Below are 25,256 nucleotides of genomic sequence, written 5' to 3' on the forward strand. Positions count from 1 at the left end.
GGGGGCATTCGTCAGGGGGTCCGGCTCCCGGTCTCAGCACGTCTGGAGGCGGGCCCCCACCTTACGGTCTCTGTCCCCTGCCATACGGCCCGGACAACGCGAAAGGCGGCCACCGGATGAACCGGTGGCCGCCTTTCGCTGCTTCAGGAAGCGTTGATACTAGACGCCGTAGTAGAGCTCGAACTCGTAGGGGTTCGGGCGCAGGGACAGCGGGCGGATCTCGTACTCGTACTTGTAGTCGATCCAGGTGTCGATCAGGTCCTGGGTGAAGACGCCGCCGGCCTGCAGGAACTCGTTGTCCTCGCGCAGTGCCTCCAGGGCTTCCTCGAGGGTGCCCGGAGCCTTGGGGATGTCCTTGGCCTCCTCGGCGGGCAGCTCGTAGAGGTCCTTGTCGATCGGAGCCGGGGGCTCGATGCGGTTGCGGATGCCGTCGATGCCGGCCATCAGCTGGGCAGCGAAGGCCAGGTACGGGTTGGAGGAGGGGTCCGGTGCGCGGAATTCGATGCGCTTGGCCTTGGGGTTGGAACCGGTGATCGGGATGCGGATACCGGCGGAGCGGTTGCCCTGCGAGTAGACCATGTTGACCGGAGCCTCGAAGCCCTTGACCAGGCGGCGGTAGGAGTTCACCGTGGGGTTGGTGAAGGCCAGGACGGCGGAGGAGTGCTTCAGCAGGCCGCCGATGTACCAGCGGGCGGTATCGGACAGGCCGGCGTAGCCCTTCTCGTCATAGAAGAGCGGCTCGCCACCGTTCCACAGCGACTGGTGGCAGTGCATGCCGGAGCCGTTGTCACCGAAGACCGGCTTCGGCATGAAGGTCACGGACTTGCCCCACGCGTCAGCGGTGTTCTTGATGACGTACTTGAACTTCTGCAGGTCATCGGCAGCGTGGGTCAGCGTGGTGAACTTGTAGTTGATCTCGGCCTGGCCGGCGGATCCAACTTCGTGGTGGCTGCGCTCGACCTCGAGGCCGGCTTCGTCCAGGGCAACACACATGGCGTCGCGCAGGTCAGCCTGCTTGTCGGTGGGGGAGACCGGGAAGTAACCGCCCTTCACGGGGGTCTTGTAGCCCAGGTTGCCGCCCTCTTCCTCGCGGCCGGTGTTCCAGTGGGCTTCCTCGGAGTCGATCTTGTAGAAGCTGCCCTGCGGGGAGGACTGGTACTGGACGTTGTCGAACACGAAGAACTCGGCCTCGGGAGCGAAGAACGCGGTGTCGGCGATGCCGGTGGAGGCCAGGTAGGCCTCTGCCTTCTCGGCCACGCCACGGGGGTCGCGGTGGTAGGGGTCACCGGTGCGCGGGTTGACGATCGAGAAGTTCAGCGCAAGGGTCTTCTCCATGCGGAAAGTGTCCAGGAACGCGGTGGTGACGTCCGGGATCAGCTGCATGTCGGATTCTGCGATGCCCTGGAAGCCGCGGATGGAGGAACCGTCGAAGAGCTGCCCGTTGACGAAGAAGTCAGCGTCAACACTCTTCGCGGGGACGTTGAAGTGCTGCTGGACGCCCGGGAGGTCGGTGAAGCGGATATCGACGAACTTTACATCTTCGTCCTTGATGAACTTGAGGACTTCGTCCGCAGTCTTGAACATCTATGCTCCTAACGCATATGTAAATATCTGGCATGCACGCCATGTGATCCAGCGCAATCCAAAATCAGGGAGAACGCATGTTGTCCCTGTCGCGTGTACCTGCCGGGGGATTGCTTGAAACTTCTAACAGACTATGGATCCGGCATTTCCCGTCCGTGTCCGCATTGTTTCGGGCAGGTTACAGAATGCCCTGCTATGACCACGCTATCGTTCGTCCACACTGTGGTCGAGTCCCATCCACAGTGTGGGCGCGCTGACACTGTGTGGATCGGTAAACTTGGACAGTGGTAGATCGCAAAGACATTGGTTCCTGGCTCACCGGACCGGACACCTCCGGCATCTCGAAGTATCCGGGGGAGCGTTTGGGCCTGCCGGAGTCCGGTCCGGGCTCCATTGCCCGGGCAGGGCGCAGGATCGCAGCGATCATGATCGACTGGGGCATCGCACTGCTGATCAGCAACTTTGCCTTTGCCGGCGATTCCTGGGCCACCCTGGCGGTCTTCGCCATCGAACAGATCCTGCTGGTGGGGACCCTTGGGTACAGCATCGGCCACCGCATCATGGGCATTGCCGTGGTAAAGCCTGGCGGCGGCACGCCGGGACCGCTGGCGGGGCTGGTAAGGGCGGTGCTCCTCTGCCTGGTCATCCCTGCCGTGATTTTCGACCCCGACCAGCGCGGCCTGCATGACAAGGCCATGAATACGCTCCTCATTCGGCGCTGAGGCTCGGCCCTCCCGCGGGCAGCGGTGTCCCTCCCAGGCGCCCGTCCTATGCTCCCGGCAATTCCCTGGTCCGGCGTTGCCGCCGGAAGGCCGGCGCATTCGTGACGATCACGCCGCCGATCACGATAACGCCGCCCACCAGTTGCGCGGCTGTATGGACGTGCCCAGCGAGGATGGTCAGGACTGCGGTGAAGACGGTGATCAGGTTGAGGAACACCCCTGTTCCGCCGGCGGGCAGGACTGTCAGCGCGCGGTTCCACAGCAAGTAGGACAGCACCGACGGAAAAATGGCGATAAAGAGCAACGACGCCAGCGTGTTGCCGGTTGCAGGAAGGGCAAGGCTGCCCGTAGCGAAACGCACCGGGGCCAGCACGGCCACCGCCACAGCTGCCTGGACGGAGGTGGCCGTAATCGGCGGGATCTTCGGTGCCAGGCGGCCAATGACCGTGTACGCCGTCCAGACAACCACGGCCCCCACCATCAGCACCTCGCCGGTGCCGAAGCCGGCAGTGGCCAGCCTGCCGGGATCCCCTCCACTGATGACGATGAGGACGCCCGCCAGGGCCGTAACGACGCCGGCGACTGCCAGTGGCGTCAGCCGTTCGCGCAGGAAGAGCGCGGCCGCCAGGGTGATCAGGGCGGGATTGAAGGCGTTGATCAGCGACGCGTTGAACGCATCGGTGTGTTCCAGCGCGAAGTACAGGAGAAGGTTGTAGCCGAGCAGCCCGCACACGCTGAGCGCGAGCAGCCACGGCCACGCAGCCACCACTGACCGCCAGCACGGCCGCTCCACAAGCTGGGCCATCACCAGCAGGGGTACCAGCGCGATGGCCCACCGCAGGAAGACCAGGCTCAGGGGGTCAATGCTCTGGACGGCACCCGCCCCCACAACGTAGTTGCCGGCCCAGAACAGTGTTGCGCCGAGGAGGGAGAGGAGAGCGATTACCCGCCTGCGTCCCTGCGCGCGCGTGTCCGGCGTCCCGGCTTCCTGCGGTGGCTGAGACGTCAGTCCCTGCTCAACGGAGTCCACTGCGGCAGGCCTGTCCCGCTAGGCGCGGCTGGACTCGAGGGCCGGGGCGTCCGCTGCGCCGGCAGCGTTGAGGTACCCGCGGCGCCCGGCCCAGCGTTCGAACAGGAGGGTGGCGAACGGGAAGATTGCCGAGACACCTGCCAGCACGGCCACCAGGAACGGCCAGCGCTGTACCCGCCACAGCATGAGCGCGGCGACCCCGTAACCGATGAACAGGGCACCGTGGACGGGGCCTGCCACCTGGACGCCAAGCTCCGTGGTGCCGGCAATCCATTTGAAATACATGCCGGCGAGGAGCGCGGCCCAACTGCAGGCCTCGGCCACGGCGAGGATGCGGAAGGTGCGGATCACTGTTGTCCTGAGGGGCATGGTCATGTCCTATCGTCGGGCGGTGCGCTGGCCGCAAATGTGATGGGAGGGCTGGGCGCGGCGGTTCGGGCACAAAGAAAAACGCCCCGGTTGCCGGCAGTGCCGGTACCGGGGCGTTCCACCAGCTAGCGTCCGCGGTTGGGACGGGCCTTGTAGGGGTCGATGCCCTTGGGAATGGGGAGCCTGGTGCCCATGGACGCGATGCGCTTGGATACCGTGCTGACTTCAAGTTTGGTCAGTTCGTTCTTCATCTTGCCCATCTTCTTGGCCACCTGGCTCAGCGGCACCTGGCCTTCGCCGCGCCCTGTCTGGATGGTGTGGACAGGCACGTTGGGCAGGATGCGCGCCAGGCGCTTGCGCTCAGCATCGAGCAGCGGCTTCACCCGGTGGGTGGGGCCTTCACTGACAAGGACGACGCCGGGACGGCCGACGGCGCGGAACACGGCATCCTGCGTGCGCGGGTTGACAGCCACAGGCTGTTCTTCGGTGATCCAGCCGCGGCGGAGCGTGCCCAGGGCAGCGCCGGAGGCGCCGGGCTGGTCTTCGATCTGCGCGAACGCGGCTCGTTCAGCGCGGCGGGACAGAATGAAGGTGGCCGCCAGGAGGCCGAGCGGAATGCCGATGATCAGGCCGGTAATCCAGTTATCCAGCCAGAATCCCACCAGGAAGCTCACGGCCACAACACCAAGGAACACCAGGAGCATCAGCCACGGAACCATGGGGTCGTGGCGGCGGGTCATGGTGAAGACCTCGCCGATCTGCTTAAGCCTGCTGGGCTTCTTGGCCTTTGCTTCCTTGGGCTTGCGCGTGAACAGGCCGCGCTTCACCGCGCTGGAGCCCGCCGGGGTGGAGTTGCTGGAGTCAGGGGATTTCGCCATAGTGCCTCAATTCTACGTGACTTAAACCAAAGGGCCGGACGCTGGAATCTTCCGGCGTCCGGCCCATGGCCACTTCACGAAGGTGGGGTCAGGAGCGGGTTGCGAGGAGGGTGCTGGCTTCCTGGCGGGTGGTGCCGGAGTCCTGGATGCCGTCGGCGATGTGGGCGAGTTCGGCGGGGATGTCGCGGCCTTTTTTGCGCATGGCGGTGGCCCAGAGGCGGCCGGCGCGGTAGGAGGAGCGGACCAGGGGTCCGGACATGACGCCGAGGAAGCCGATTTCTTCGGCTTCGTGCTGGAGGTCCACGAATTCCTGGGGTTTGACCCAGCGGTCCACGGGCAGGTGCCGTTCGGAGGGGCGGAGGTATTGGGTGATGGTGATCAGGTCGCAGCCGGCCTGGTGCAGGTCGCGGAGGGCTTCGCTGATTTCCTCGCGGGTTTCGCCCATGCCCAGGATGAGGTTGGATTTGGTGACCATGCCCAGGTTCCGGCCCTGGGTGATGACGTCCAGGGAGCGTTCGTAGCGGAACGCGGGGCGGATCCTTTTGAAGATCCGGGGCACGGTTTCGACGTTGTGGGCGAAGACTTCGGGGGCGGAGTCGCAGATCGCGCGGATGTGGTCGGGGTTGCCGGAGAAGTCGGGGATGAGCAGTTCCACGCCGGTGCCGGGGTTCAGTTCGTGGATCTTGCGGACGGTTTCGGCGTAGAGCCAGACGCCTTCGTCTTCGAGGTCGTCGCGGGCCACGCCGGTGACGGTGGCGTAGCGCAGCTGCATGGACTGGACGGAGCGGGCCACCTTGGTGGGTTCGAACATGTCCACGGGGGAGGGTTTGCCGGTGTCGATCTGGCAGAAGTCGCAGCGGCGGGTGCATTCGGAGCCGCCGATCAGGAAGGTGGCTTCCTTGTCTTCCCAGCATTCGAAGATGTTGGGGCAGCCGGCCTCTTCGCAGACGGTGTGCAGGCCTTCCTTTTTGACCAGGTTCTTCAGGCCGACGAACTCGGGGCCCATCTGGACCTTGGCCTTGATCCACTCCGGTTTGCGTTCCACCGGGACCGCAGCATTGCGCTGCTCGATCCGCAGCATCTTCCGGCCTTCAGGTGCCAATGTCACAGTAGAGCTCCTTCAGGGCTCGAAACCAATGCTTCTTCATGTTTGCGGAATTCCTCCACGAACCGCTCCGCGATATCGGCCGGCTGGATGTCCCTGCCTGTTTCCAGGGACATGGTGGTCACTCCGGCGTCGGTGATTCCGCAGGCAATGATCTGGCCGTAGGGTGCCAGGTCATTGCTGCAGTTGATGGCGACGCCGTGCATGGTGACACCGTTCAGGACGCGGATGCCGATAGCGGCGATTTTGCGGTCAGGACCGTTGGAATCGGCCTTGATCCACACGCCCGCGCGGCCTCTGATGCGTTCGGCCTTGATGCCGTAGTCCGCCATGACGGTGATCATGACCTCTTCAAGGCGCTCCACGTAATCCCTGATACCGGAGCGGTTCTTCAGCTTCAGGATGGGATAGGCAACCAGCTGGCCGGGGCCGTGCCAGGTGAGCTTGCCGCCGCGGTCCACTGCGACGACCGGCGTACCGTCAAAAGGCCGCTCGTGGTCCTCGGTGAGCTTGCCCGCCGTATAGACAGCGGCATGCTCCAAAAGCAGGACTGTGCTGGGTGCACTTCCGGCGACAACTTTGTCATGGAGTTCGCGCTGGGCATCCCAGCCTTCCATGTAATCAACGAAGTCGGGGGCAAGACCCAGCTGTGAAAACTCAAGAGTCATGGCATCCAGCTTAGACCCCGCAGCCGCACCGGTCCGGTTTAGTGTCCAAGCTCACCGGCCGCACCCTTTGTGACTGCGCCCGCCAGAGGCTGTGGATAACTTCTGCGGCGCGACCGGAACTCGGCTAGACATGGACTATGGACGATGCACAGGCACCCGAGGTTCCCGGTTACGACGTCGGCCGGCTGCTCGGGCGGGGCGGCAGCGCGGACGTTTGGCTGGCCACGGAACAAGGGACGGGCAGGGAATACGCACTGAAGTGCTTCCGGACCGCAGGCGGCAGGATGCGGCGCAGCCCAACCATCACCGGTGAGGACGTGCGGCGGGAGATCCGCATCCTGTCCGCCCTGGACCATCCGCACCTCGTCCGGGCCCACGATGCGGTCCGGGGGACGGAACCAGGCAGCGGTACGGCCCTGACCATGGATTACGCTGCCGGGGGTTCGCTGGCCCAGTTGGTGTCTGCCCGCGGCCGGCTCACCGTGGGGGAGACGGTCACGGTCCTGACGCCCATCGCCCAGGCCCTGGCCTACCTGCACGGCAAAGGGTTCACGCACTCCGACGTTTCACCGGGAAACGTCCTGTTCACCGGGCAGGGAAAACCAATGCTGTCGGACCTCGGCGTCGCCCGGATGCTCGGCGATCCGGGCAGCGCCGCGACCGCCGGAACGGGCGGTTTCATTGACCCGGCCCCTGTCGACGCCGTCCGTGCCGGTCTCCAACCGGAACGCGATGTGTACTCGGTGGCAGCCCTGGGGTGGTTCTGCCTGACCGGTGAGGCGCCGGGACGCACGGCCGACCGCCCACCGTTGTCCCTTCTGGTTCCCGGCGTCCCCAAGGACCTCGCGGCCGCCCTGGAAGCAGGACTGAACGATGAGCGGCGGCTGCGCCCTGACGCGCTGGCCCTGGCCACGGCCGTTTACCGCAGCGCCGAACCGCAGCCCGTTGACCTCTCCGATGCCGTCCATCCCACCGTCCTGCCTGAGCTGTTGACGCGGCGTCATGTTCCCGCTGCGTCAAAGGGCAGCGGACTCCGGATAAAGCTCCAGGGGCTGCGCCGCCGGGCGGCGACGTCACGCTGGTCCGCAGGATCATTACCGGCAGAGCCATCACGGGCACGGACCGGAACGCCATTACCGGCACGGATCGGGACCCGGCCCGGGCCGAAACGTGCAGCGGCGTCCGGCGGAAGACACGTGGACGGCCCTATTGGTGGCCACGCACGGCGGGTGCTGCTGCGGTCTGTCCTTCCGCTTATCGCTGCTGGCGCTGCGGCGGTGTGGTGGCTGTCGGCGTCCGCAGGGGATGGCATGTGGCCCAGGGGTGCGGCAGCCGGGGCTCCACCGGTGCTGGCACCGGTGTCTGGCCCCGTTGCCGGCGGAGGGAAAAGGGCTGCTGTCCCGGTTGACGAGGCGCGGCAGCAGGCCGGAGCAGCTGACCCCGTGGCAGCTGTGCAGGGGCTGGCGGCGCTGCGCGACTACGCCTTCAGCAGCGGGAGCCTGGAACTGCTGGCGGACGTGAACGCGCCGGGGTCATCCGCAGCTGCGGCCGATCAGCGCCTGGCCACCCAGTTGGCCGCCTCCGGCCAGCGCCTCGCCGGATTCGGCACCACGCTTTCGGAGGTGACTGCGGAAGGCGGGGCCACCGAGGACCACACCGTGGTGCGTGCGGTATCCGCCACGTCCGGGTACCGGATGGTGAGCAGCGAGGACGCGGTGCTGGCTACCGGAGCACCCAGCCGGCCGCAGCTGCTGCGGCTGGTCCTGGTGTCCGTGGACGGCAGGTGGCGGGTCAGCGACATCCTGCCGGGCCCGTGAACGGCCGGCCCCATGAATAGGGAACGCCGGTGGTCGGATTTACCGCCCCGGCTGGGCAGCACCGTTCTTTTCCGCTACCCAGCGGGCAGCGTCCGCCAAGTTCCCGTGCTGCCACTGGAACCCGGCGGCAGTCAGAACAGCAGGGTCCATCCGCTGGCTGTGCAGCAACAGCTCTTCACCGAGGCCGGGCATCACGGTGCGGAGCACAGGGGCAGGAACCCGCAGTACAGCCGGGCGGTGCAGGGCGCGGGCCAGGGCTGCCACGATGGTGTTGACGTCCGCCTGCTCGGGCGCAGCAACGTTGACCGGGCCGGAGACCGGGGAGCCCAGAAGGAAGAGGAAAGCTGCGGAAACATCGGGAAGAGTCACCCAGGGCCAGAACTGCCGGCCGTTGCCGAAGGGACCGCCAACACCCAGGCGCAGCAGCGGGAGCAGCTTGCCCAACGCCCCACCGGAACGGCTGAACACCACTCCGGTCCGCGGCGTCACCACCCGTACTCCTGCCGGCGCCATCCGTGCGGCCTGCTCCCACTCAACGCAGATCTGCGCCAGGGTGCCGGAGCCTGCTGCGGCGTCCTCCCGGAGAACGGTGTTGCCCGCATCGCCGTAGTAGCCCGAGCCTGACTGGCTGATGAAGGTCGCCGGCGGCGTATCGGCCTGTTTCATGGCCTGCACCAGGGTCCTGGTGGGTCCCAGCCGGGAACTGAACAGCTCCTCCACGCGCCTCCGGGTCCATGGCCTGTCGCCGATGCCGGCGCCGGAGAGGTTGACGACGGCGTCAGCGCCCGCGAGTGCGCCGGGATCCAGGACGCCGGCCGCCGGGTCCCAGCGGATTTCGGCGGAACTGGCAGGGGGCCGGCGGACCAGGGTCACCACCGAGTGGCCGGCATGGCGGAATGCTGCGGACATGGAAGTGCCGATGAGCCCGGAGGCGCCGGCCATGACGATGTGCATGGTCCATCTCACCACGGCAGCGCGGGTTGTGTACCTCCCGCTGGGCAGGGGAGGGGTTGACTATGATCGAACGATGACCTCTTCGAGCTACTTCCGTTTCCCGCATTTGCACGGCGATCTGGTCACTTTCGTGGCCGAGGACGACGTGTGGATTGCGCCCCTGGACGGCGGCCGGGCCTGGCGTGTCTCGTCGCTCCAGCTTCCTGCCCGCAACCCGCGTTTCACCCCCGACGGCAAGCGCCTGGTGTGGACCGTAGTCCAGGGAACGGCTCCGGAGGTGGTGTCCGCACAGGTGGATGGGGGCGGTTACCGGCAGCTCACCTACTTTGGCCACAGCACCACAAAGGTCAAGGGATTCACTACCGGCGGTTCCGTGGTGGTCACCAGCGCCTTCCGCCAGGCCGAGAGCCGGCACACCCATGCCTACAGCGTTCCCCTCGAGGGCGGTTGGGCCCAGGAGCTTCCGTACGGGCCGGTGGAGTCAGTGGCATTCGGGCCCGAAGTAGGCGATGAACGTCCCGTGGTGCTGGCGAGCGTGCTGTCCCGCGAACCGGCGTGGTGGAAGCGGTACCGCGGCGGAACGGCCGGAAAGCTGTGGATCGACCGGGATGGCAACGGTGAATTCGAGCGCCTGCTGCCGGACCTTGACGGCAACCTCACCGATCCCCTCTGGGTGGAGGACCGGATCGCCTTCCTGTCGGACCATGAGGGCTACGGAAACCTGTACTCGGTCCTTCCCAGCGGAAAGGACCTGCGCCGGCACACCGACCACCAGGACTTCTACGTACGCCACGCCGCCACCGACGGCAAGCGGGTCATCTTCGAATCCGCCGGCGAACTCTGGGTGCTGCATGACCTTGGCTCGGATGCGCTGAAGCTGGACATCACCCTTGGCTCCGCCTCGCAGACCAGGCGGCCGGCGCTCCTTGATGCCGTCAAGCACCTCGGTGCGGTGGCTCCGGATCCGGCAGGTGCCGCCAGTGCGGTGGAGTCACACGGAACCATCCACTGGCTGCGGCACAAGGACGGGCCGTCCCGCATCGTCGAGGCCACTCCCGGCGTCCGCGGCCGCCTGCCCCGGCCCCTTGGGGACGGCCGTGTCGCCTACATCGCAGACCACGACGGCATCGAAGCGCTGCATATCAAGGACATAGCCGCTCCTGTTCCGCACACCGTTGGGCAGCTGGACGCCCAGGAGGGCAACGCCGCGACCGCACCCGCCGCTGCCGCGCCCGCTTCCACGGAGCCGGCCGCAGCCGGGGCGGAGGGCGCAGAGACGGTCAGCCTTCCCCAGCCTGTTCCCGCGGCCGGCGCAAAAGTGCCGGCCGGAGCCACTGCCCACGTCCACTCAGACGACGAACAGCAGGCAGACGTGGCACCGCAGGCTGCGGCACCCGTGGCCGACGCCCAGGCAGCGGCGCCAACGGGGGGCATCACTGTACCGACGCCGTCGCGTGCCAGCTCGCTGGAATCAAGCCCGGACGGCCGCTGGGTTGCCCTGGGAACCTCCTTTGGCGACGTGTACGTCATGGACACCCGCAGTGGAGACCTCACGCAAGTAGCCAGCATCGGTGAGGGCAGCATCTCCGAACTGGCCTGGTCGGCCGACTCTCGCTGGCTGGCCTGGTCCGAGCCGGTCACCTCCTTTGGTTCGCGCAGCCGACTCCGTCTGGCCACGGTGGACCGGCTCGAAGCCGAACCCGTGGACGTTACCGACGGCCGCTTCCGTGATGCCTCCCCGGCCTTCACGCCGGACGGCAAATTCCTCGCCTTCCTGTCCAACCGGAGCTTCGACCCCGTGTATGACGGGCACTCGTTCGATCTCTCCTTCCCCAGCCCCATCAAGCCGTACCTGGTGGCACTCGCGGCTGAGACGCCGTCGCCCTTTGGCCCTTCGGTAGATCCCGCTGGCCGGGAGCCGGAAGCCGGCATGGCCGCAGGCGGCACAGACGCAGGCGACGCCCAGGAAAGCGCCGTGCCCGCCGTCAAGGTTGACGCGGAGGGCCTGGCCCACCGCGTGATTGGCGTCCCGGTGCCGCAGGGCAACTACAGCTCGCTGAAGGCCGTTGACGGGGCACTCCTCTGGCTCGACTCCGTCCTGGCAGGCGTGACCGGCGACGGAAAAGCCAGCCAGGAGGACAAGGACGCCCGTCCCAGCCTGGTCCGGTACGACATTGCACGGCGCAAGCAGGCCACCCTGGCGGATGCCGTGGACAGCTACCGCCTCTCCGGCGACCGCAGCAAAGTGGTATTCGTTGCCGACAAACAGGTGACCGTGGTTCCGGCGGACGCCAAGGCGGACGATGAATCCGGCAAGGTAGTCAAAGTGGACCTGGGCCGGATCCGTGTCCTGATGGACCCGCTCAGCGTCTGGGGACAGGCGTTCGACGAAGCCTGGCGCCTGCAGCGCGACTTCTTCTGGACCGAGGACATGGCCGGCCAGGACTGGGAATCCATCCACGCCCGTTACCGCCCCCTGGTGGAACGGCTGGGCTCCCACGACGACCTGGTGGACCTGCTGTGGGAACTGCACGGTGAGCTGGGGACCTCCCACGCGTATGTGCGCCCCGCCCCGGTCACCGAACGCGGCAGCCGTGGACAGGGCAGGCTCGGCGCCGATCTTGCTCACACCGCCCGCGGCTGGGAAATTACCCGCATCCTCGCCGGAGAGTCCTCCGACCCGCTGGCCACCTCCCCGCTCACCAGGCCCGGCGTCGGTGCCAAGGCGGGGGATGTCCTGCTGGCCATCGACGGCGTCCCACTGTCCGACACCGTCACCCCTGCCATGCAGTTGGTGGGAGCCGCAGGCCGCGCCGTGGAACTCACCCTCCTCAACGGCCCCGGACACGGCGTCGCTGAGGGCACCCAACGCCGGGTCGCCGTCGTTCCTGTCAAGGACGAGGAGCGCCTGCGCTACCAGGAATGGGTTGCCGGTAATCGGCGGACCGTCCGGGAAGCCTCCAACGGAACTTTTGGCTATCTGCACATTCCCGACATGATGGCCAACGGCTGGGCCCAGCTGCACCGGGACCTGGACACGGAAACAGCGTTCGACGGCCTGATCGTGGATGTCCGCCGCAACCGCGGAGGACACACGTCGCAGCTTGTCGCTGAGCTCATTGGCCGCAAGGTCACCGGTTGGAGCATGCCGCGCGGGGAGAAGCCGCGCACGTACCCGCACCACGCCCCGCGGGGCCCCGTGATCATCCTTGCCGACGAGTTTGCCGGCTCCGACGGCGACATCATCACCCAGGTGTCGAAGCTGCGGGGCATCGGCCCGGTCATCGGAACGCGCACCTGGGGCGGCGTTGTGGGCATCGACAACCGGTTTGCGCTGGCGGACGGCACCGGTGTCACCCAGCCCCGCTATGCCAACTGGTTTGGCGGCGGAGTCGGCTGGAGCGTGGAGAACTACGGGGTGGATCCGGACATCGAAGTGACCTACCCGCCGCACGCCTACGCGGCTGGACGTGATCCCCAGCTGGAGTACGGCATCGGGGCGCTGAAGGAAATGATCCAGGAACTGCCCACCGACCGGCCGCCCGCCCGTTCCGGCTACCGCCGGCTCAAGCCCGCGCCGCTGCCGGCCCGCAGGCACGAAGGCTAAGTTCACCGGCAACAAAAAGGCCCTGCCCCTTCCGGAATTCCGGAGGGGCAGGGCCTTTGTTGTCTTGCTGGGTGATGCAGTCTAGGACTGAAGCGTGGCGTCGAGGGTGATCTCGATGCCGGCCAGGGCCTGGGACACGGGGCAGCCCTTCTTCGCGGCCTCGGCAATGCGCTCGAAGTCTTCCTGCGAAATGCCGGGGATGCGCGCGTTCAGGGTCAGGTGGCTGCCGGTGATGCCGGTGCCGGGCTGGAAACCAACCTCTGCCTTGGTGTTGACCTCCTCGGGCGTGAAGCCCGCCTGGCTGAGTTCGTGGCTGAAGGCCATGGAGAAGCATGCCGAGTGGGCGGCGGCGATCAGCTCTTCAGGGCTGGTCTTTCCGCCGGCAGCTTCGGTGCGGGCCTTCCAGGTGACATCGAAGGTGCCCAGGCCGGAGCTGTCCAGGGTGGTGTTGCCCGAGCCCTCGGTCAGGCTTCCGGTCCATACGGTGTGGGCGTTGCGTGTTGTAGCCATGTTTCTCCTCAACGTCGATTCGGTCCGGGTCCGGCACGGGGCCGCACCCACCGTTTCCCATCCTAGGGATCAGGTTCCTCCCGTGCACGGGTTGTCCGCTCTCAGAGGATTATGACCGGCTGCCCACGTTGGTGCGCTTACTGCCAGATGGTGGCGATGGCGATGTTGAGCAGGGCCAGGCCGCCGACGCCATGGGCGAGTCCGGTGGAGACGGGCTCCCCCTTCTTGACCTTGCGCGACCCGATCACGGCCAGGACTGCCACCACGACGGCGACGACGAACTTGATGCCCAGCTTGGCGTAGTTGGGATTTGAGTCCGGCAGGAACGGAAGGATGCCCATCATGGCAATACCGGTGAGGAGCTGCAGGAACGCGCCATCACGCTGGCGCGGGTGCACGGTGGGGGTCCGCATCGTGGCGATCCAATAGCCCACGATCATGGCTGCGCCCACCACGTGCAGGAAAACCAGGATGTTGAAAAGAATAGTCATGGCTCCAGCTTAGCCAGTCATTTCTACGGCCCGTAGCAAAGCCGCGCGGAGCGCCAGGGGCATGGCCGGGTTGGGCGCCCGGCGGGGGAGCCCGCGGGCTGCCATTGGTTAAACCGCGACGGCGGCGCCGGCTGCGGGAACTTTCCCGCCATGCCGGCACCGCCGTCGTTGTCCTGCTGTGAAGGTTACAGTCCCAGGTCCGCTTCGAAGGCGCCTTCTTCGAGGCGTGCCTTCAGGGTCTGCAGGAACCGGCCCGCGTCGGCGCCGTCCACCAGGCGGTGGTCGTACGTCAGGGACAGGTACATCATGGAGCGGATGGCGATCGAGTCGTCGCCGTTTTCGTCAGCAACCACCACGGGGCGCTTGACGATGGCACCGGTACCCAGGATGCCCACCTGCGGCTGGTTGATGATCGGGGTGTCGAACAGGGCGCCCACCGAGCCGATGTTGGTGATGCTGAACGTGCCGCCGGACAGTTCGTCCGGACCGATCTTGCCGTCGCGGGTGCGGGAAGCAACATCGGCGATCTTGCCTGCCAGGCCGGCGAGGTTCAGGTTGCCGGCGTCGGCGATGACCGGAACCAGCAGGCCCTTGTCAGTGTCGACGGCGATCGCCAGGTGCTCGGCGTTGTGGTAAGTGATTTCCTGCTTGTCCTCGTCGTACGCAGCGTTGAGCTTGGGGTGCTGCTTGAGGGCCTCGGCCACTGCCTTGGCGATGAAGGGCAGGAAGGTCAGCTTGGTGCCGTTCTGGGCCTGGAAGGAGTTCTTGGCCCGGGCGCGCAGCTTGGCGACCTTGGTCATGTCCACTTCGTGCACCTGCGTGAGCTGGGTGGAGATCTCCAGGGATTCGCGCATGCGGCGGGCGATGACCTGGCGGATGCGGGGAGCCTTCTGGCTGGTGCCGCGCAGCGACGAGGCAGCTGCACCGGACGCGGCCGGGGCGGAAGCGGCAGACGCTGCTGCCGGAGCCGCTGCGGGGGCGGCCTTTGCTTCAGCGGCGGCAATGACATCCTGCTTGCGGATGCGGCCGCCCACACCGGTGCCGGAGAGCGAGGAGATGTCCACGCCGTGCTGGTTGGCCAGCTTGCGGACCAGGGGAGTGACGTAGCCGGACTCGGAACCTGCGGCCGGCGCGGCTTCCTGGGCTGCGGGAGCAGCAGGAGCCGGGGCAGGCGCGGGTGCTGCTGCCGGAGCCGGAGCGGCCGCCGGTGCAGGTGCAGCCGGGGCTTCCTGCTTGGGTGCTTCCTGCTTGGGGGCCTCGGGAGCGGGGGCGGCAGCGGGAGCCGGGGCCGCAGCAGCGGGAGCGCCGGAGCCGATAACGGCGAGCACGGAGCCGACCTCGGCGGTCTCGTCCTCGTTGACCCGGATTTCCTGCAGGGTGCCGGCAACCGGGGACGGGATCTCGGTGTCCACCTTGTCAGTGGAAACTTCAAGCAGTGGCTCGTCCACCTCAACGGAGTCGCCCACGGCCTTCAGCCAGCGGGTGACGGTGCCTTCGGTGACGCTTTCGCCCAGCGCGGGCAGGGTGACCTCGTGGCTTTCGCCGCCGCCGGCCGCCGGTGCCTCCTGGGCGGGAGCTTCCTGGGCCGGTGCTGCTTCAGCGGGGGCTTCCTGGGCGGGAGCAGCTGCAGGTGCCTCTTCGGCGGGAGCGGCAGCGGGAGCTTCTTCGGCCGGTGCCGAACCGCCGCCGGAGCCGTCGCCGATGCGCACCAGCGGTGCGCCTACCTCGGCGGTCTCATCTTCAGCGACCAGGATTTCTTCAATCACGCCAGCTACAGGAGAGGGGATTTCAGTGTCTACTTTGTCGGTGGAGACTTCGAGCAGCGGCTCGTCCACCTCTACCCGGTCACCTACCTGTTTGAGCCAGCGGGTGACGGTTCCTTCGGTGACACTCTCACCGAGGGCGGGCAAGTTAACGGATTCAGACATGTCGTCCCCGTTCTCCTTATTGATCTTTAGTGCGAATGATTGCTGCCTTGTTGGAAGCCTAGTGCACCCGGTCTGCGCGACCGGGTGCACCGGGCCTGGTAATGCTGGGGGGAACTAGCCGTGCAGCGGCTTGCCGGCCAGCGCCAGGTGCGCTTCGCCGAGGGCTTCGTTCTGGGTGGGGTGGGCGTGCAGCAGCTGCGCCACGTCCTCCGGGTAGGCTTCCCAGTTCACGATCAGCTGGGCCTCGCCCACCTGCTCGCCCATGCGGGCGCCGATCATGTGGACGCCCACCACGGGGCCGTCCTTCTGGCGGACCAGCTTGACCAGGCCGGAGGTGCCCAGGATGGAGCTCTTGCCGTTGCCGGCCAGGTTGTATTCCTGGGTCTGCACCTGGTCGTCGCCGAACTTTTCCTTGGCAGCCTTCTCGGTGTAGCCAACGGTGGCGATTTCGGGTTCGGAGTAGGTGACCTTGGGGATGTTGATGTCCTCGACCACTACGGGCTTCAGGCCGGCGATTTCCTCGGCCACGAAGATGCCCTGCTGGTAGCCGCGGTGGGCCAGCTGCACGCCGGGGACAATGTCGCCGACGGCGTAGACGTTGCCGACGCCGGTGTGGAGGCGCTCGTTGGTGATGACGAAGCCGCGGTCGATGGTGATGCCGGCTTCCTCGTAGCCCAGGTTGGCCGTAACGGGGCCGCGGCCGACGGCCACCAGCAGAAGGTCGGCTTCGAACGTCTTGCCGTCCACCAGGGTGACCTTGACGCCGTCGTCATTCTGCTCCACGCCCTGGAAGAAGATGCCGGTGGAGAACTTGATGCCGCGCTTCTTGAAGGCGCGCTCGAAGTTCTTGACGATCGTGGCGTCCTCGTTGGGAACGAGGGAGGGCAGGCCTTCGACGATGGTGACGTCCACGCCGAACGACTTCCAGACCGAGGCGAATTCGACGCCGATGACGCCGCCGCCCAGGATGATGGCGCTCTTGGGGATGAAGTCCATGGTCAGGGCCTGGTCGGAGGTGATGACCTTGCCGCCGATTTCCAGGCCCGGAAGGGTGCGCGAGTATGAGCCGGTGGCCAGGACGATGTTCTTGCCCTTGTACGCGGTGCCGTTCACCACAACGGTGTCGGTGCCCTGCAGCTTGCCTTCACCCTCGATGACGGTGATGCCCTTGGACTTGATGAGTCCCTGCAGGCCCTTGTACTTGCCGGCGATGATGCCGTCCTTGTACGCGTTGACAGCGTTGATGTCGATGCTGTCGAGGGTGACGTTCACGCCGTACTTGGCGGAGTCACGGGCGTGGTCGGCCAGTTCTGCGGAGTGCAGCAGGGCCTTGGTGGGGATGCAGCCGTTGTGGAGGCAGGTGCCGCCCAGCTTGCCTTTCTCCACGAGGCCGACGGTGAGGCCGAGCTGTACCGCACGCAGCGCTGCAGCGTATCCGCCGCTGCCGCCACCGAGTACCAGGATGTCGAATTCTTGCGCAGTTGCCTGATCGGCCACTAAAACGCTCCCTCGCGTGAACGATGACGCGATCAGCGCGCATCATCTGGTCTTGGAACTTGCACTGCCGTGATTATGTCAGCAGGGCAACTCTCTTGCATTTGTGACTACCGTGGTTCACCTTAGCGAACCACCTATCCATGCTCCACCTTGGCACTGCGTTTGTGGAGCGCTTGTGTCCAGTGTCACGCGGCTCTGTGGCACAGGGATCACCTGCACCGCAAAGCCGCGTGGCACCAGGGCTGCAGCCTTCGTGCAGCCGTTGCTTAGGCTGCGGCCAGGATGTCCTCCACGTAGGCAACCAGGGTACGGACGGTGCATCCGGTGCCCTGCTTGTGCGTGTAGCCGTAAGGGCTGCCGTTGTTGAAGGACGGTCCCGCAATATCGATGTGCGCCCAGGGGATCTGTTCGCCCGCTTTGTCCTTACCCACGAACTCGCGCAGGAACACGGCGGCGGTCATCATGCCGCCGTGCCGTTCGCCGATGTTGGCCAGGTCCGCCACCTGGGAGTCCAGGGTGGGGCGCAGTTCCTCCGGCAGGGGCATGGGCCACACCAGCTCGCCGGCACGGTCAGCCGCTGCCTTGAGCGGACCCGTGACGCTGTCCGATCCCATGATTCCTGCGGTGCGGTTGCCCAGTGCGATCAGCTGCGCGCCGGTGAGGGTGGCGACGTCGATGATGGCGTCGGGGTATTCACGGCTTGCGGCGACGATGCCGTCGGCCATGACCAGCCGGCCTTCGGCGTCGGTGTTAAGGACTTCCACCGTCTTGCCGCCGAACATGGTCAGGACGTCCGCGGGGCGTGAGGCGCCGCCGCCGGGCATGTTCTCCGCGATGCAGAGCCAGGCGGTCGCCTTCACCGGCAGGCCCAGGCCTGCGAGGGCCAGGACAGTGTTAAGGACGACGGCGGCACCTGCCATGTCGCTCTTCATGTCACCCATGTTCAGGGCCGGCTTGAGGGAGATCCCGCCGGTGTCGAACGTGATGCCCTTGCCGACGAGGGCGATCTTGGCGGTCGCCTTGGCGGGGGCGTACTCCACCTTGACCAGGCGGGGCTGCCGTGTGGAGCCCTTGCCCACGCCCATGATGCCGCCGAAGCCTTCCTTTTCAAGGCGCTTCTCGTCCCAGACGGTGACCTTGACGGGCAGGCCCTTGGCGAGTTCCTTGGCCGCCTCTGCGAAGGATTCCGGGTAGAGGTGGCTCGGCGGGGTGTTGACCAGGGACCTGGTGGCGTTGACGGCCTTCGCCACCAGGCCGGAACGCTTCAGTGCGGCATCCAGGTCCCCGTTTGCTGCCAGTTCGGTAAAAATGACGGCATTGCGGACAGGATCCTTGAGCCCGTCCGTGGAGGACCGGAACTCGGTGAAGGAGTAGGCGCCCAGTGCGGCACCCTCGGCGACAGCCGTGACGTCCTGCACGGTGGCGGTGGGGAATGCCAGGGTTACCGTCGCCAGGCCTGCCAGCTGCCGGACGGCCGAGCCAGCGGCCCGGCGGAGGGCCTCGCCAGCGGGTGCAGCGCCGGCAGCCACTTTGCCGACGCCGGCGAGGACCAGGATGCCGGCCCCGGTTTCGGGCAGGCCCGGCAGTCGGACCAGCTGGTCGGCGGCGCCGGTTACTCCGAGTGCCTTGAGGGAGTCCGCGAGCGCCTCGGCCGACTTCGCCGTCAGCGGGTTGTCCAGCAGGACAGGTCCGTCGGTTCCCTGCCCCACACCGATGACCACTGCATCGCTGGGGTTCTTCTTAAGGTCCCGCGAGACGGTACTAAGGTTGATTTCAGTATTCTTGACCACAGGGATGAGTCCTCGATTCTCGAAGCGTTCGGGCAGGGATGCATGTTGGGCGCTCTGCCATGGTGGCCCGGATCCGGCCGTTCTGGACCGGTGCCCGGGTGCGTGGAAGCCCGCCTGGCAGGCCAGTTCCGATCGTAGCCCTTCCCCGGCGCCGCGGGAGAATTTCCTGAGAGGTGCGCCACACCGCGCCGCGGAATGCCTCATGCTCCTGCCGCGTTATGAATGATGTCCACCCGCACCCTGAAAGGAACATGCCGTGCTTGAACGGATTTCCGGCTCCCTGCTGGACCCCGACGCGCTCTATGCCAGCAACATCGAGCTGTTCCACAGCCCCGAACTCCAGGGGCTGAACCTGGTCATGGGTTTCACCGGTTTTGCCGACGCCGGCCACGTGGTGAAGCAGATCAACACCGAACTGCTGGACACCCTCGATGCCCAGCCCGTTGCGGTGTTCGATGCGGACCAGTTGATTGACTACAGGTCCCGCCGGCCGCACCTGAGCTTCGTCGAAGACCACATCCAGGACTACCAGGAGCCCCGGCTGGCCCTCTACCGCCTGGTGGACGGACTGGGGAAGCCCTTCCTCCTGCTGGCCGGCTTCGAACCGGACCTGCAGTGGGAACGGTTTGCCCGCGCCGTGGTGAACATCGTGGAGAAGCTGGACGTCAACCTGGTCACCTGGATCCACTCCATTCCCATGCCCGTGCCGCATACCCGGCCCGTGGGCGTGACGGTGCACGGAAACCGGCCCGAGCTCATAGAGGGTATCTCCGTGTGGAAGCCCACCGTTGAAGTTCCCGCCGCTGTTGGGCACATCCTGGAACTGCGCCTCGTGGAGGCCGGACGCAACGTTGCCGGGTACGTCATCCACGTCCCGCACTACCTGGCTGAAGCGGAGTATCCCACAGCCGCCGTCGCCGGCCTGGAATACCTGGGTGCCGCGACGTCCCTCATGCTGCCCACCGACCGGCTCCGCGAATCGGGCCGCGAGGTGGGACGCCAGATCTCCGAACAGATCGAGGCGTCCGAGGAAGTCCAGCAGGTGGTGTCCCGCCTGGAAACCCGGTACGACGAAAAGGCGGACGGCATCGTGCGCCGGTCGCTCCTTGCCAATGAGAATGACGAACTGCCGGACGCCGACGATCTCGGTGCCGCTGTGGAGGCCTACCTGGCAAGGGAAAACCCGGGTCAGTAGCGGGGCGTCACGGCTTCCGGGGTGCGCGCCCGGGCCGGGCATAATGAAGTGGTGACTGCACCCCGCGCCTGGCTTATCTGGACCATTGGAATTTTCGGGTACCTGGTGGCCGTGGCGCAGCGGACCTCGTTCGGCGTGGTGGGACTCGAGGCGACGGAGCGGTTCCACGCCACCGCGTCCGCCATCTCCTTCTTCACTGTCCTGCAGCTGCTGGTCTATGCCGGTCTCCAAATCCCCGTGGGCCTGCTGGTGGACAGGTTCGGATCGCGGGCCATGATCGCCGGCGGTGCAGTCCTGATGGGACTCGGCCAGCTGCAGCTGGCCTTCGCCGACACCATCCCGGGGGGAGTCCTGGGCCGCGTCCTGGTGGGCGCCGGCGACGCGATGACCTTTATCTCGGTGATCCGGCTCATCCCTTTGTGGTTCGCGCCCGCCCGGGTGCCCCTGGTCACCCAGCTGACCGGCATGTCCGGCCAGTTGGGTCAGCTGTTCAGTGTCCTGCCCTTCGCCCTGGTCCTGCACCTGTCCGGCTGGACCACGGCCTTCCTGATGCTCGCCGGAATGTCCGCACTCGCCGTCGTCCTTGTCGTCCTGCTCCTGCAGGATGCTCCGCCGGGCACCGAGCGGCCGCATGCCCGCCAGGGGCTCAGGGCCACCGGGGCGTCGCTGGCCCGGGCATGGCGCCAGCCCGGCACCCGGCTGGGCATGTGGAGCCACTTCACCATCCAGTTCAGCGGCACCGTGTTTGCCATGACCTGGGGCTACCCTTTCCTGATCTCCGGCCAGGGCCTGGACGCCGGCACCGTCGCCGCACTGATGGCGCTGTACGTCGCTGCCGCCATGGCGGTGGGCCCCTTCATTGGGCGCTTCGTTTCGCGGCACCCGCTGCGCCGTTCCACCATGGTGCTGCTGATCGCCGGCGGCACCGCCGCAGCCTGGGCAGCCGTGCTGCTCCTGCCCGGCCGCGCTCCGCTGTGGCTACTGGCGGGCCTTGTGGTGGTGCTCGCAATCGGCGGCCCGGGTTCGATGATCGGCTTCGACTTCGCCCGGACCTTCAACCCCGCACACCGGATCGGCACTGCCACCGGGATCGTCAACGTCGGCGGCTTCATCGCCGCCCTGGTGTCCATCTTCCTTATTGGCCTGGTGCTCGACGTGCTCTACGCCTCCGGGTTCTCGCAGGGGGCGCTGTACGGCCTGGCCCCCTTCCGGCTGGCATTGAGCGTCCAGTTCCTGCTCCTGGCCTTCGGTGCCGCCGCGATCCTGGCCTCACGGCGGAAGGTGCGGCGGCAGATGGCCGAGCAGGGCATTGTGGTGCCGCCCCTGCGGAGCGCTCTGGCCCGCCAGCGCCGGGAAAGCCTGGCGCGCCGCCGCCAGACGGCGCCCAGCGACGACTGAGCCTGTCCGCCCTTCACTGCTCTTCCGCCCCGGCTCTTCCTGCACTGTTCCTCCACCGCCCCGTTTACCCACGCAGCCGAACCGGGGACTGCCCGCCGCGCTGCCGGCGGCGAATGCTGGAGCCATGACAGCTTCAGAACGATTAACGGTCCGCGGGCCGGAAGACATCCTTGGTTTCATCCCGCACTCCCTGGGGTACTGGCCGGCCTCCAGCCTGGTGGCCATGACGCTGCACGGCACCAGGCTCGGTGCTACGCTGCGGCTCGACCTCCCCGGGCCGGAAACGCAGGCAGACCCGGCGGGGTTCGCCCGTGCCGTCCGCCGGTACCTGGAGGCAGACCAGGAAGCTGACGGCGCTTTGCTGGCAGTCTTCACCAGCGACGCCGGCATGGTTCCGCCGTCCGCCTACGACCTTCTGGTCTCCGTGGTGCAGTCGGCCCTGGCCCAGGCCGGGATGCCCGTCCGCGATGCCTGGTTCGTGGGGGAGGAATACTGGCGCGACGCCCTGTGCGTCGATACTTCGTGCTGCCCTCTTCCGGGGCGCCCCGTGCAGCAGATACGGGACAGCACGCTGAACACTGAAATGGTCTACAGGGGCAGCAGTGTTGGCCCGGCTCCAGAGACAGGAAGCAGGCCTGCATCGACGGTCCCCGCCATGCACCTGGCGGCCGTCCTCGAGGCCCAGGCCGGCTGGGAGGAGGAACTCGGCGGCCGGTCCGGATCCAGGGCGCAGTTCAATGCCGTGCTCGACTTCTGGGAGATGCTGCTGGACCGGTCCCAGGCCGGGCCGTGGATGCCGGATGTTGACCGCGACGCCTTCCTCCGGGCCACACTGCTCTGTCCCACCTGGCGCGACGCCGTGCTGGTGATGGCAGCGGCCGGCAGGGGCATTGCGGAGGCCGGCGCCGAACAGTTCGGCGTCCTGCAGGACGGGGACGACGACGGCGACGCCCCTGTGGTGGCGCTGCCGCTGTTGCCTCCCGCCGAATTCCCGGGCCGGCAACCACGGAGGGAAGGCCCGGCGGCAGATGCGGCGGGAATGGCGGCGCGCCGCACCCGGAAGCTGCGCCGGGCGCGCGGTGCCGGAGGCGCTTCCGGCTCCGTTCCTGCCGGGTACGGCGAGGTCCTCATGGGCGTGGCGCCGGACGTTCCCGATTGGGAGGGCCTGGACGCACTGGACCGGATTCTCGGGCAATTGGCTGCAATGGGCGGGCGTGCGGCAGCCGCTGCGCTGACGCTCCAGGGCTGGGTTTCGTGGTGCCGGGGGCGCGGCTCCTACTCGGCTGTTTATCTGAGTCAGGCCCTCAAGCTTGAGCCCGGCTACCGGCTCGCGGAACTTTTGCTGGATCTCGTGGGCATGGGGACACTCTGCGGCTGGGCCGCACGGAAGGATGCGGCCTGGCATAAGTTCCGGGAGGAACCGCCAGGGGAAAGAGCGGGGGAGAAAGAGGCGCTGTGACTGGAGGGCAGGCCCGGGGACCGGTGTGGCAGGGACTTGCATTGACGAGTCGGCGGGAACGGATGGGGGCAAGGGAGGCCGGATTCCGGCAAATCATGAGACAATGGATGCCGAGACCCGGTTGGGTCCGTGTATCGAGTGCTTGTAACCGTCCCCGCAAGGGAACATTACAGCCGCTCCGGGAGTTGTCTTAAGTGACTCTGTCGGCCGTGGTGGCGCTTGGTTTTCATCACGGACTTGACAGGGTCATAGTGGTGTTGCCCGTATGGTGATTCCACAGACCACCGCTAGAAAGGTTTTCTGTGACCCCGTCTTCCACGAAGAAGGATTCCGCCGCCCAGGATGTCTTGTCCCCTGAGGAGAAGCAGGCCGCGACCAATGCCAAGCGGGCAGCCACGCGGGCAGCCAACAAGGCTTCGGCCGGCGAGGCTGCAGCGGATGGCAAGCGCGAGCCCAAAAAGCGTGGGCCCAAGCCCGGCGCCAAGGCTGCAGCAGCGGCCGCGGGAAAGTCCGCCGATGACGCTGACCCGGACGAGGTCGAAGAAGTCGAGGAAGACCTCGACGACATCGTCATCGAAGGCGCGGAGGCAGTTGACGACACCGAGCCCGGCAAGGCTGCCGCCGGCAGCGGCAAGGGCTTTGTCTACTCCGATGCAGATGACGATGACGCCCCCGTGCAGCAGGTCATGTCTGCCGGCGCCACGGCTGACCCCGTCAAGGACTACCTGAAGCAGATCGGTAAGGTGGCACTGCTCAACGCGGAGCAGGAAGTGGACCTTGCGCTGCGGATTGAAGCCGGGCTGTTTGCCGAGGAGAAGATCGCCGCTGACGACGGGTCCATGGATCCGAAGTACAAGCGTGAACTCGAATTCATCATCCACGACGGCAAGCGCGCCAAGAACCACCTGCTGGAGGCAAACCTCCGCCTGGTGGTCTCGCTGGCCAAGCGCTACACCGGCCGCGGCATGCTGTTCCTGGACCTGATCCAGGAAGGCAACCTGGGCCTGATCCGCGCCGTGGAGAAGTTCGACTACACCAAGGGCTTCAAGTTCTCCACCTACGCCACCTGGTGGATTCGCCAGGCCATCACCCGCGCCATGGCCGACCAGGCCCGCACCATCCGTATTCCGGTGCACATGGTCGAGGTCATCAACAAGTTGGCACGTGTCCAGCGCCAGATGCTGCAGGACCTGGGCCGCGAACCCACGCCCGAGGAATTGGCGCTGGAACTGGACATGACCCCGGAAAAGGTCGTCGAGGTCCAGAAGTACGGCCGCGAACCGATTTCGCTGCACACCCCCCTTGGCGAGGACGGCGATTCCGAGTTCGGCGACCTGATCGAGGACTCGGAGGCCGTTGTCCCGGCTGACGCTGTGAGCTTCACCCTCCTGCAGGAACAGCTGCACTCCGTGCTGGATACCCTCTCCGAACGTGAGGCCGGCGTGGTTGCCATGCGGTTTGGCCTGACTGACGGACAGCCGAAGACTTTAGACGAAATCGGGAAGGTCTACGGCGTCACCCGCGAGCGGATCCGCCAGATCGAATCGAAGACCATGTCCAAGCTCCGCCACCCGTCCAGGTCGCAGGTGCTGCGGGACTACCTGGACTAAGTCCTCCGGACGGCGAACAACGAAACAGGGGCCGTCCCGAACCCACTGAACAGGTGGTTCGGGGCGGCCCCTGCTTTGTTTCCAGCTGCTGCCGGCAGCGTCCGTCTCTGTGCCGTTAAACGCCTGCGGGACCCTTCCGTTTGGAAGGGTCCCGCAGGGTTCGTTGTTACCGATGCCTCATTTAGTCAATTTCCACGGCAGCTTTCTCATGAAGCTTTCCCGTCTCGTCGTGCCAGTCGGAGCTCAACGGCTTGAGCGTTGACTCGACTGCACGGGCGTGGTGGCCGCAGAACAACAGCTCACCGCCGGAGGACTCGAGTACAACCCGGACATATGCCTGAGCTCCGCAACGGTCGCACCGGTCGAGTGCGTTTAGTGTGCGGTCTGCCACTGCTGTTGTCATGTCGGCCTCCTTAGTAGATCAGTACATCTATATAACCAGCATTCGTATCCAAACCATCGCAAGGATGGGGCAAGTTCGCTGTGCGCGTATCCGCAAGGTTCGGTCAAGAACTGCCCAGTTCCGCCCGTCACCACGGCTGGTGGCGCGCCGCACACCCGCCCCCGGGTGTGGCAGACGGCTGTCACCGCTGCCGCGGACTACCCTAGAAGGTGCGGTCCCAGAGCCGCGTCGACGTCCCTGA

At 66.5% G+C, this 25,256-nt stretch carries 20 protein-coding genes; 7 read left to right on the plus strand and 13 right to left on the minus strand.

Annotated features, from left to right (window positions below):
* Positions 1-159 precede the first annotated feature (159 nt).
* Positions 160-1,584 (minus strand): type I glutamate--ammonia ligase, encoded by a 1,425-nt coding sequence (gene glnA / locus ACTAQI_RS03305; RefSeq protein WP_457949539.1) that lies wholly within the window; start codon positions 1,582-1,584, stop codon positions 160-162.
* A 284-nt stretch (positions 1,585-1,868) separates the two neighbouring features.
* Here glnA and ACTAQI_RS03310 point away from each other — a divergent pair, with 284 nt between their 5' ends.
* Positions 1,869-2,306, plus strand: a complete 438-nt coding sequence (locus tag ACTAQI_RS03310) for an RDD family protein (protein ID WP_457949541.1) — start codon at positions 1,869-1,871, stop codon at positions 2,304-2,306.
* Positions 2,307-2,352: 46 nt separating this feature from the next.
* Here ACTAQI_RS03310 and ACTAQI_RS03315 read toward each other — a convergent pair whose 3' ends face one another.
* The 5 genes from ACTAQI_RS03315 to lipB all read right to left on the minus strand — a co-directional run bounded on the left by ACTAQI_RS03315 (position 2,353) and on the right by lipB (position 6,365).
* Positions 2,353-3,336 (minus strand): DMT family transporter, encoded by a 984-nt coding sequence (locus ACTAQI_RS03315; protein ID WP_457949542.1) that lies wholly within the window; start codon positions 3,334-3,336, stop codon positions 2,353-2,355.
* 18 nt (positions 3,337-3,354) lie between these two features.
* Complete coding sequence (locus tag ACTAQI_RS03320; protein ID WP_457949543.1) at positions 3,355-3,705, minus strand: DUF3817 domain-containing protein; 351 nt, start codon at positions 3,703-3,705, stop codon at positions 3,355-3,357.
* 125 nt (positions 3,706-3,830) lie between these two features.
* Positions 3,831-4,583 carry a DUF4191 domain-containing protein gene (locus ACTAQI_RS03325; RefSeq protein WP_457949545.1) on the minus strand — a complete coding sequence of 251 codons (753 nt, stop codon included), beginning with the start codon at positions 4,581-4,583 and terminating at the stop codon, positions 3,831-3,833.
* A gap of 88 nt (positions 4,584-4,671) precedes the next feature.
* The gene (gene lipA, locus ACTAQI_RS03330; protein ID WP_457949546.1) at positions 4,672-5,691 is read right to left on the minus strand and encodes a lipoyl synthase; all 1,020 of its coding nucleotides are present in this window, start codon (positions 5,689-5,691) and stop codon (positions 4,672-4,674) included.
* Entirely contained in the window at positions 5,688-6,365 is a 678-nt protein-coding gene (lipB, locus tag ACTAQI_RS03335; protein WP_457950978.1) for a lipoyl(octanoyl) transferase LipB, read from the minus strand. Before lipB ends, lipA begins: the two co-directional genes overlap by 4 nt.
* Positions 6,366-6,493: 128 nt before the next feature.
* Between lipB and ACTAQI_RS03340 the strand changes: the two genes are divergently transcribed.
* Positions 6,494-8,173: a serine/threonine-protein kinase gene (locus ACTAQI_RS03340; protein ID WP_457949548.1), complete on the plus strand. Its 1,680-nt coding sequence runs from the start codon at positions 6,494-6,496 to the stop codon at positions 8,171-8,173.
* 39 nt (positions 8,174-8,212) lie between these two features.
* Here ACTAQI_RS03340 and ACTAQI_RS03345 read toward each other — a convergent pair whose 3' ends face one another.
* The gene (locus ACTAQI_RS03345; protein ID WP_457949549.1) at positions 8,213-9,127 is read right to left on the minus strand and encodes a TIGR01777 family oxidoreductase; all 915 of its coding nucleotides are present in this window, start codon (positions 9,125-9,127) and stop codon (positions 8,213-8,215) included.
* Positions 9,128-9,200: 73 nt separating this feature from the next.
* On the opposite strand from ACTAQI_RS03345, the gene ACTAQI_RS03350 reads away from it, so the two are divergent.
* Entirely contained in the window at positions 9,201-12,734 is a 3,534-nt protein-coding gene (locus ACTAQI_RS03350; protein WP_457949550.1) for a S41 family peptidase, read from the plus strand.
* A gap of 81 nt (positions 12,735-12,815) precedes the next feature.
* Here ACTAQI_RS03350 and ACTAQI_RS03355 read toward each other — a convergent pair whose 3' ends face one another.
* The 5 genes from ACTAQI_RS03355 to ACTAQI_RS03375 all read right to left on the minus strand — a co-directional run bounded on the left by ACTAQI_RS03355 (position 12,816) and on the right by ACTAQI_RS03375 (position 18,950).
* Positions 12,816-13,244: an OsmC family protein gene (locus ACTAQI_RS03355; RefSeq protein ID WP_457949551.1), complete on the minus strand. Its 429-nt coding sequence runs from the start codon at positions 13,242-13,244 to the stop codon at positions 12,816-12,818.
* A gap of 137 nt (positions 13,245-13,381) precedes the next feature.
* A complete protein-coding gene (locus ACTAQI_RS03360) occupies positions 13,382-13,735 on the minus strand; it encodes a hypothetical protein (RefSeq protein ID WP_457949552.1) in 354 nt (117 codons plus the stop codon).
* 185 nt (positions 13,736-13,920) lie between these two features.
* Positions 13,921-15,663, minus strand: coding sequence for a 2-oxoglutarate dehydrogenase, E2 component, dihydrolipoamide succinyltransferase (gene sucB, locus ACTAQI_RS03365; protein WP_457949553.1), 1,743 nt, complete (start codon positions 15,661-15,663; stop codon positions 13,921-13,923).
* A 114-nt stretch (positions 15,664-15,777) separates the two neighbouring features.
* Positions 15,778-17,160, minus strand: coding sequence for a dihydrolipoyl dehydrogenase (lpdA, locus tag ACTAQI_RS03370; protein WP_457949554.1), 1,383 nt, complete (start codon positions 17,158-17,160; stop codon positions 15,778-15,780).
* 266 nt (positions 17,161-17,426) lie between these two features.
* Positions 17,427-18,950: a leucyl aminopeptidase gene (locus ACTAQI_RS03375; protein ID WP_457949556.1), complete on the minus strand. Its 1,524-nt coding sequence runs from the start codon at positions 18,948-18,950 to the stop codon at positions 17,427-17,429.
* 256 nt (positions 18,951-19,206) lie between these two features.
* Here ACTAQI_RS03375 and ACTAQI_RS03380 point away from each other — a divergent pair, with 256 nt between their 5' ends.
* From ACTAQI_RS03380 to ACTAQI_RS03395, 4 genes are all read left to right on the plus strand, one after another.
* Positions 19,207-20,145 (plus strand): proteasome assembly chaperone family protein, encoded by a 939-nt coding sequence (locus ACTAQI_RS03380; protein WP_457949558.1) that lies wholly within the window; start codon positions 19,207-19,209, stop codon positions 20,143-20,145.
* Positions 20,146-20,196: 51 nt separating this feature from the next.
* Positions 20,197-21,543 carry an MFS transporter gene (locus ACTAQI_RS03385; protein WP_457949560.1) on the plus strand — a complete coding sequence of 449 codons (1,347 nt, stop codon included), beginning with the start codon at positions 20,197-20,199 and terminating at the stop codon, positions 21,541-21,543.
* 124 nt (positions 21,544-21,667) lie between these two features.
* Positions 21,668-23,002: a DUF4192 domain-containing protein gene (locus ACTAQI_RS03390; RefSeq protein WP_457949561.1), complete on the plus strand. Its 1,335-nt coding sequence runs from the start codon at positions 21,668-21,670 to the stop codon at positions 23,000-23,002.
* Between the two features lie 302 nt (positions 23,003-23,304).
* Positions 23,305-24,612, plus strand: coding sequence for an RNA polymerase sigma factor (locus ACTAQI_RS03395; protein ID WP_457949562.1), 1,308 nt, complete (start codon positions 23,305-23,307; stop codon positions 24,610-24,612).
* Between the two features lie 181 nt (positions 24,613-24,793).
* Here ACTAQI_RS03395 and ACTAQI_RS03400 read toward each other — a convergent pair whose 3' ends face one another.
* On the minus strand, positions 24,794-25,015 hold the full coding sequence (locus ACTAQI_RS03400) for a DUF7455 domain-containing protein (RefSeq protein ID WP_306633037.1): 222 nt from the start codon (positions 25,013-25,015) through the stop codon (positions 24,794-24,796).
* Positions 25,016-25,256 lie beyond the last annotated feature (241 nt).

The sequence above is a fragment of the Pseudarthrobacter sp. alpha12b genome, assembly GCF_054130495.1.

What these genes read in the sequence shown, in the direction of transcription:
- ACTAQI_RS03390 (WP_457949561.1), top strand. Translation starts at nt 21,668, where the DNA reads ATGACAGCTTCAGAACGATTAACGGTCCGCGGGCCGGAAGACATCCTT.
- ACTAQI_RS03325 (WP_457949545.1), bottom strand. Translation starts at nt 4,583, where the DNA reads ATGGCGAAATCCCCTGACTCCAGCAACTCCACCCCGGCGGGCTCCAGC.
- ACTAQI_RS03345 (WP_457949549.1), bottom strand. Translation starts at nt 9,127, where the DNA reads ATGCACATCGTCATGGCCGGCGCCTCCGGGCTCATCGGCACTTCCATG.
- ACTAQI_RS03350 (WP_457949550.1), top strand. Translation starts at nt 9,201, where the DNA reads ATGACCTCTTCGAGCTACTTCCGTTTCCCGCATTTGCACGGCGATCTG.
- glnA (WP_457949539.1), bottom strand. Translation starts at nt 1,584, where the DNA reads ATGTTCAAGACTGCGGACGAAGTCCTCAAGTTCATCAAGGACGAAGAT.
- ACTAQI_RS03355 (WP_457949551.1), bottom strand. Translation starts at nt 13,244, where the DNA reads ATGGCTACAACACGCAACGCCCACACCGTATGGACCGGAAGCCTGACC.
- ACTAQI_RS03340 (WP_457949548.1), top strand. Translation starts at nt 6,494, where the DNA reads ATGGACGATGCACAGGCACCCGAGGTTCCCGGTTACGACGTCGGCCGG.
- ACTAQI_RS03400 (WP_306633037.1), bottom strand. Translation starts at nt 25,015, where the DNA reads ATGACAACAGCAGTGGCAGACCGCACACTAAACGCACTCGACCGGTGC.
- sucB (WP_457949553.1), bottom strand. Translation starts at nt 15,663, where the DNA reads ATGTCTGAATCCGTTAACTTGCCCGCCCTCGGTGAGAGTGTCACCGAA.
- ACTAQI_RS03320 (WP_457949543.1), bottom strand. Translation starts at nt 3,705, where the DNA reads ATGCCCCTCAGGACAACAGTGATCCGCACCTTCCGCATCCTCGCCGTG.
- ACTAQI_RS03360 (WP_457949552.1), bottom strand. Translation starts at nt 13,735, where the DNA reads ATGACTATTCTTTTCAACATCCTGGTTTTCCTGCACGTGGTGGGCGCA.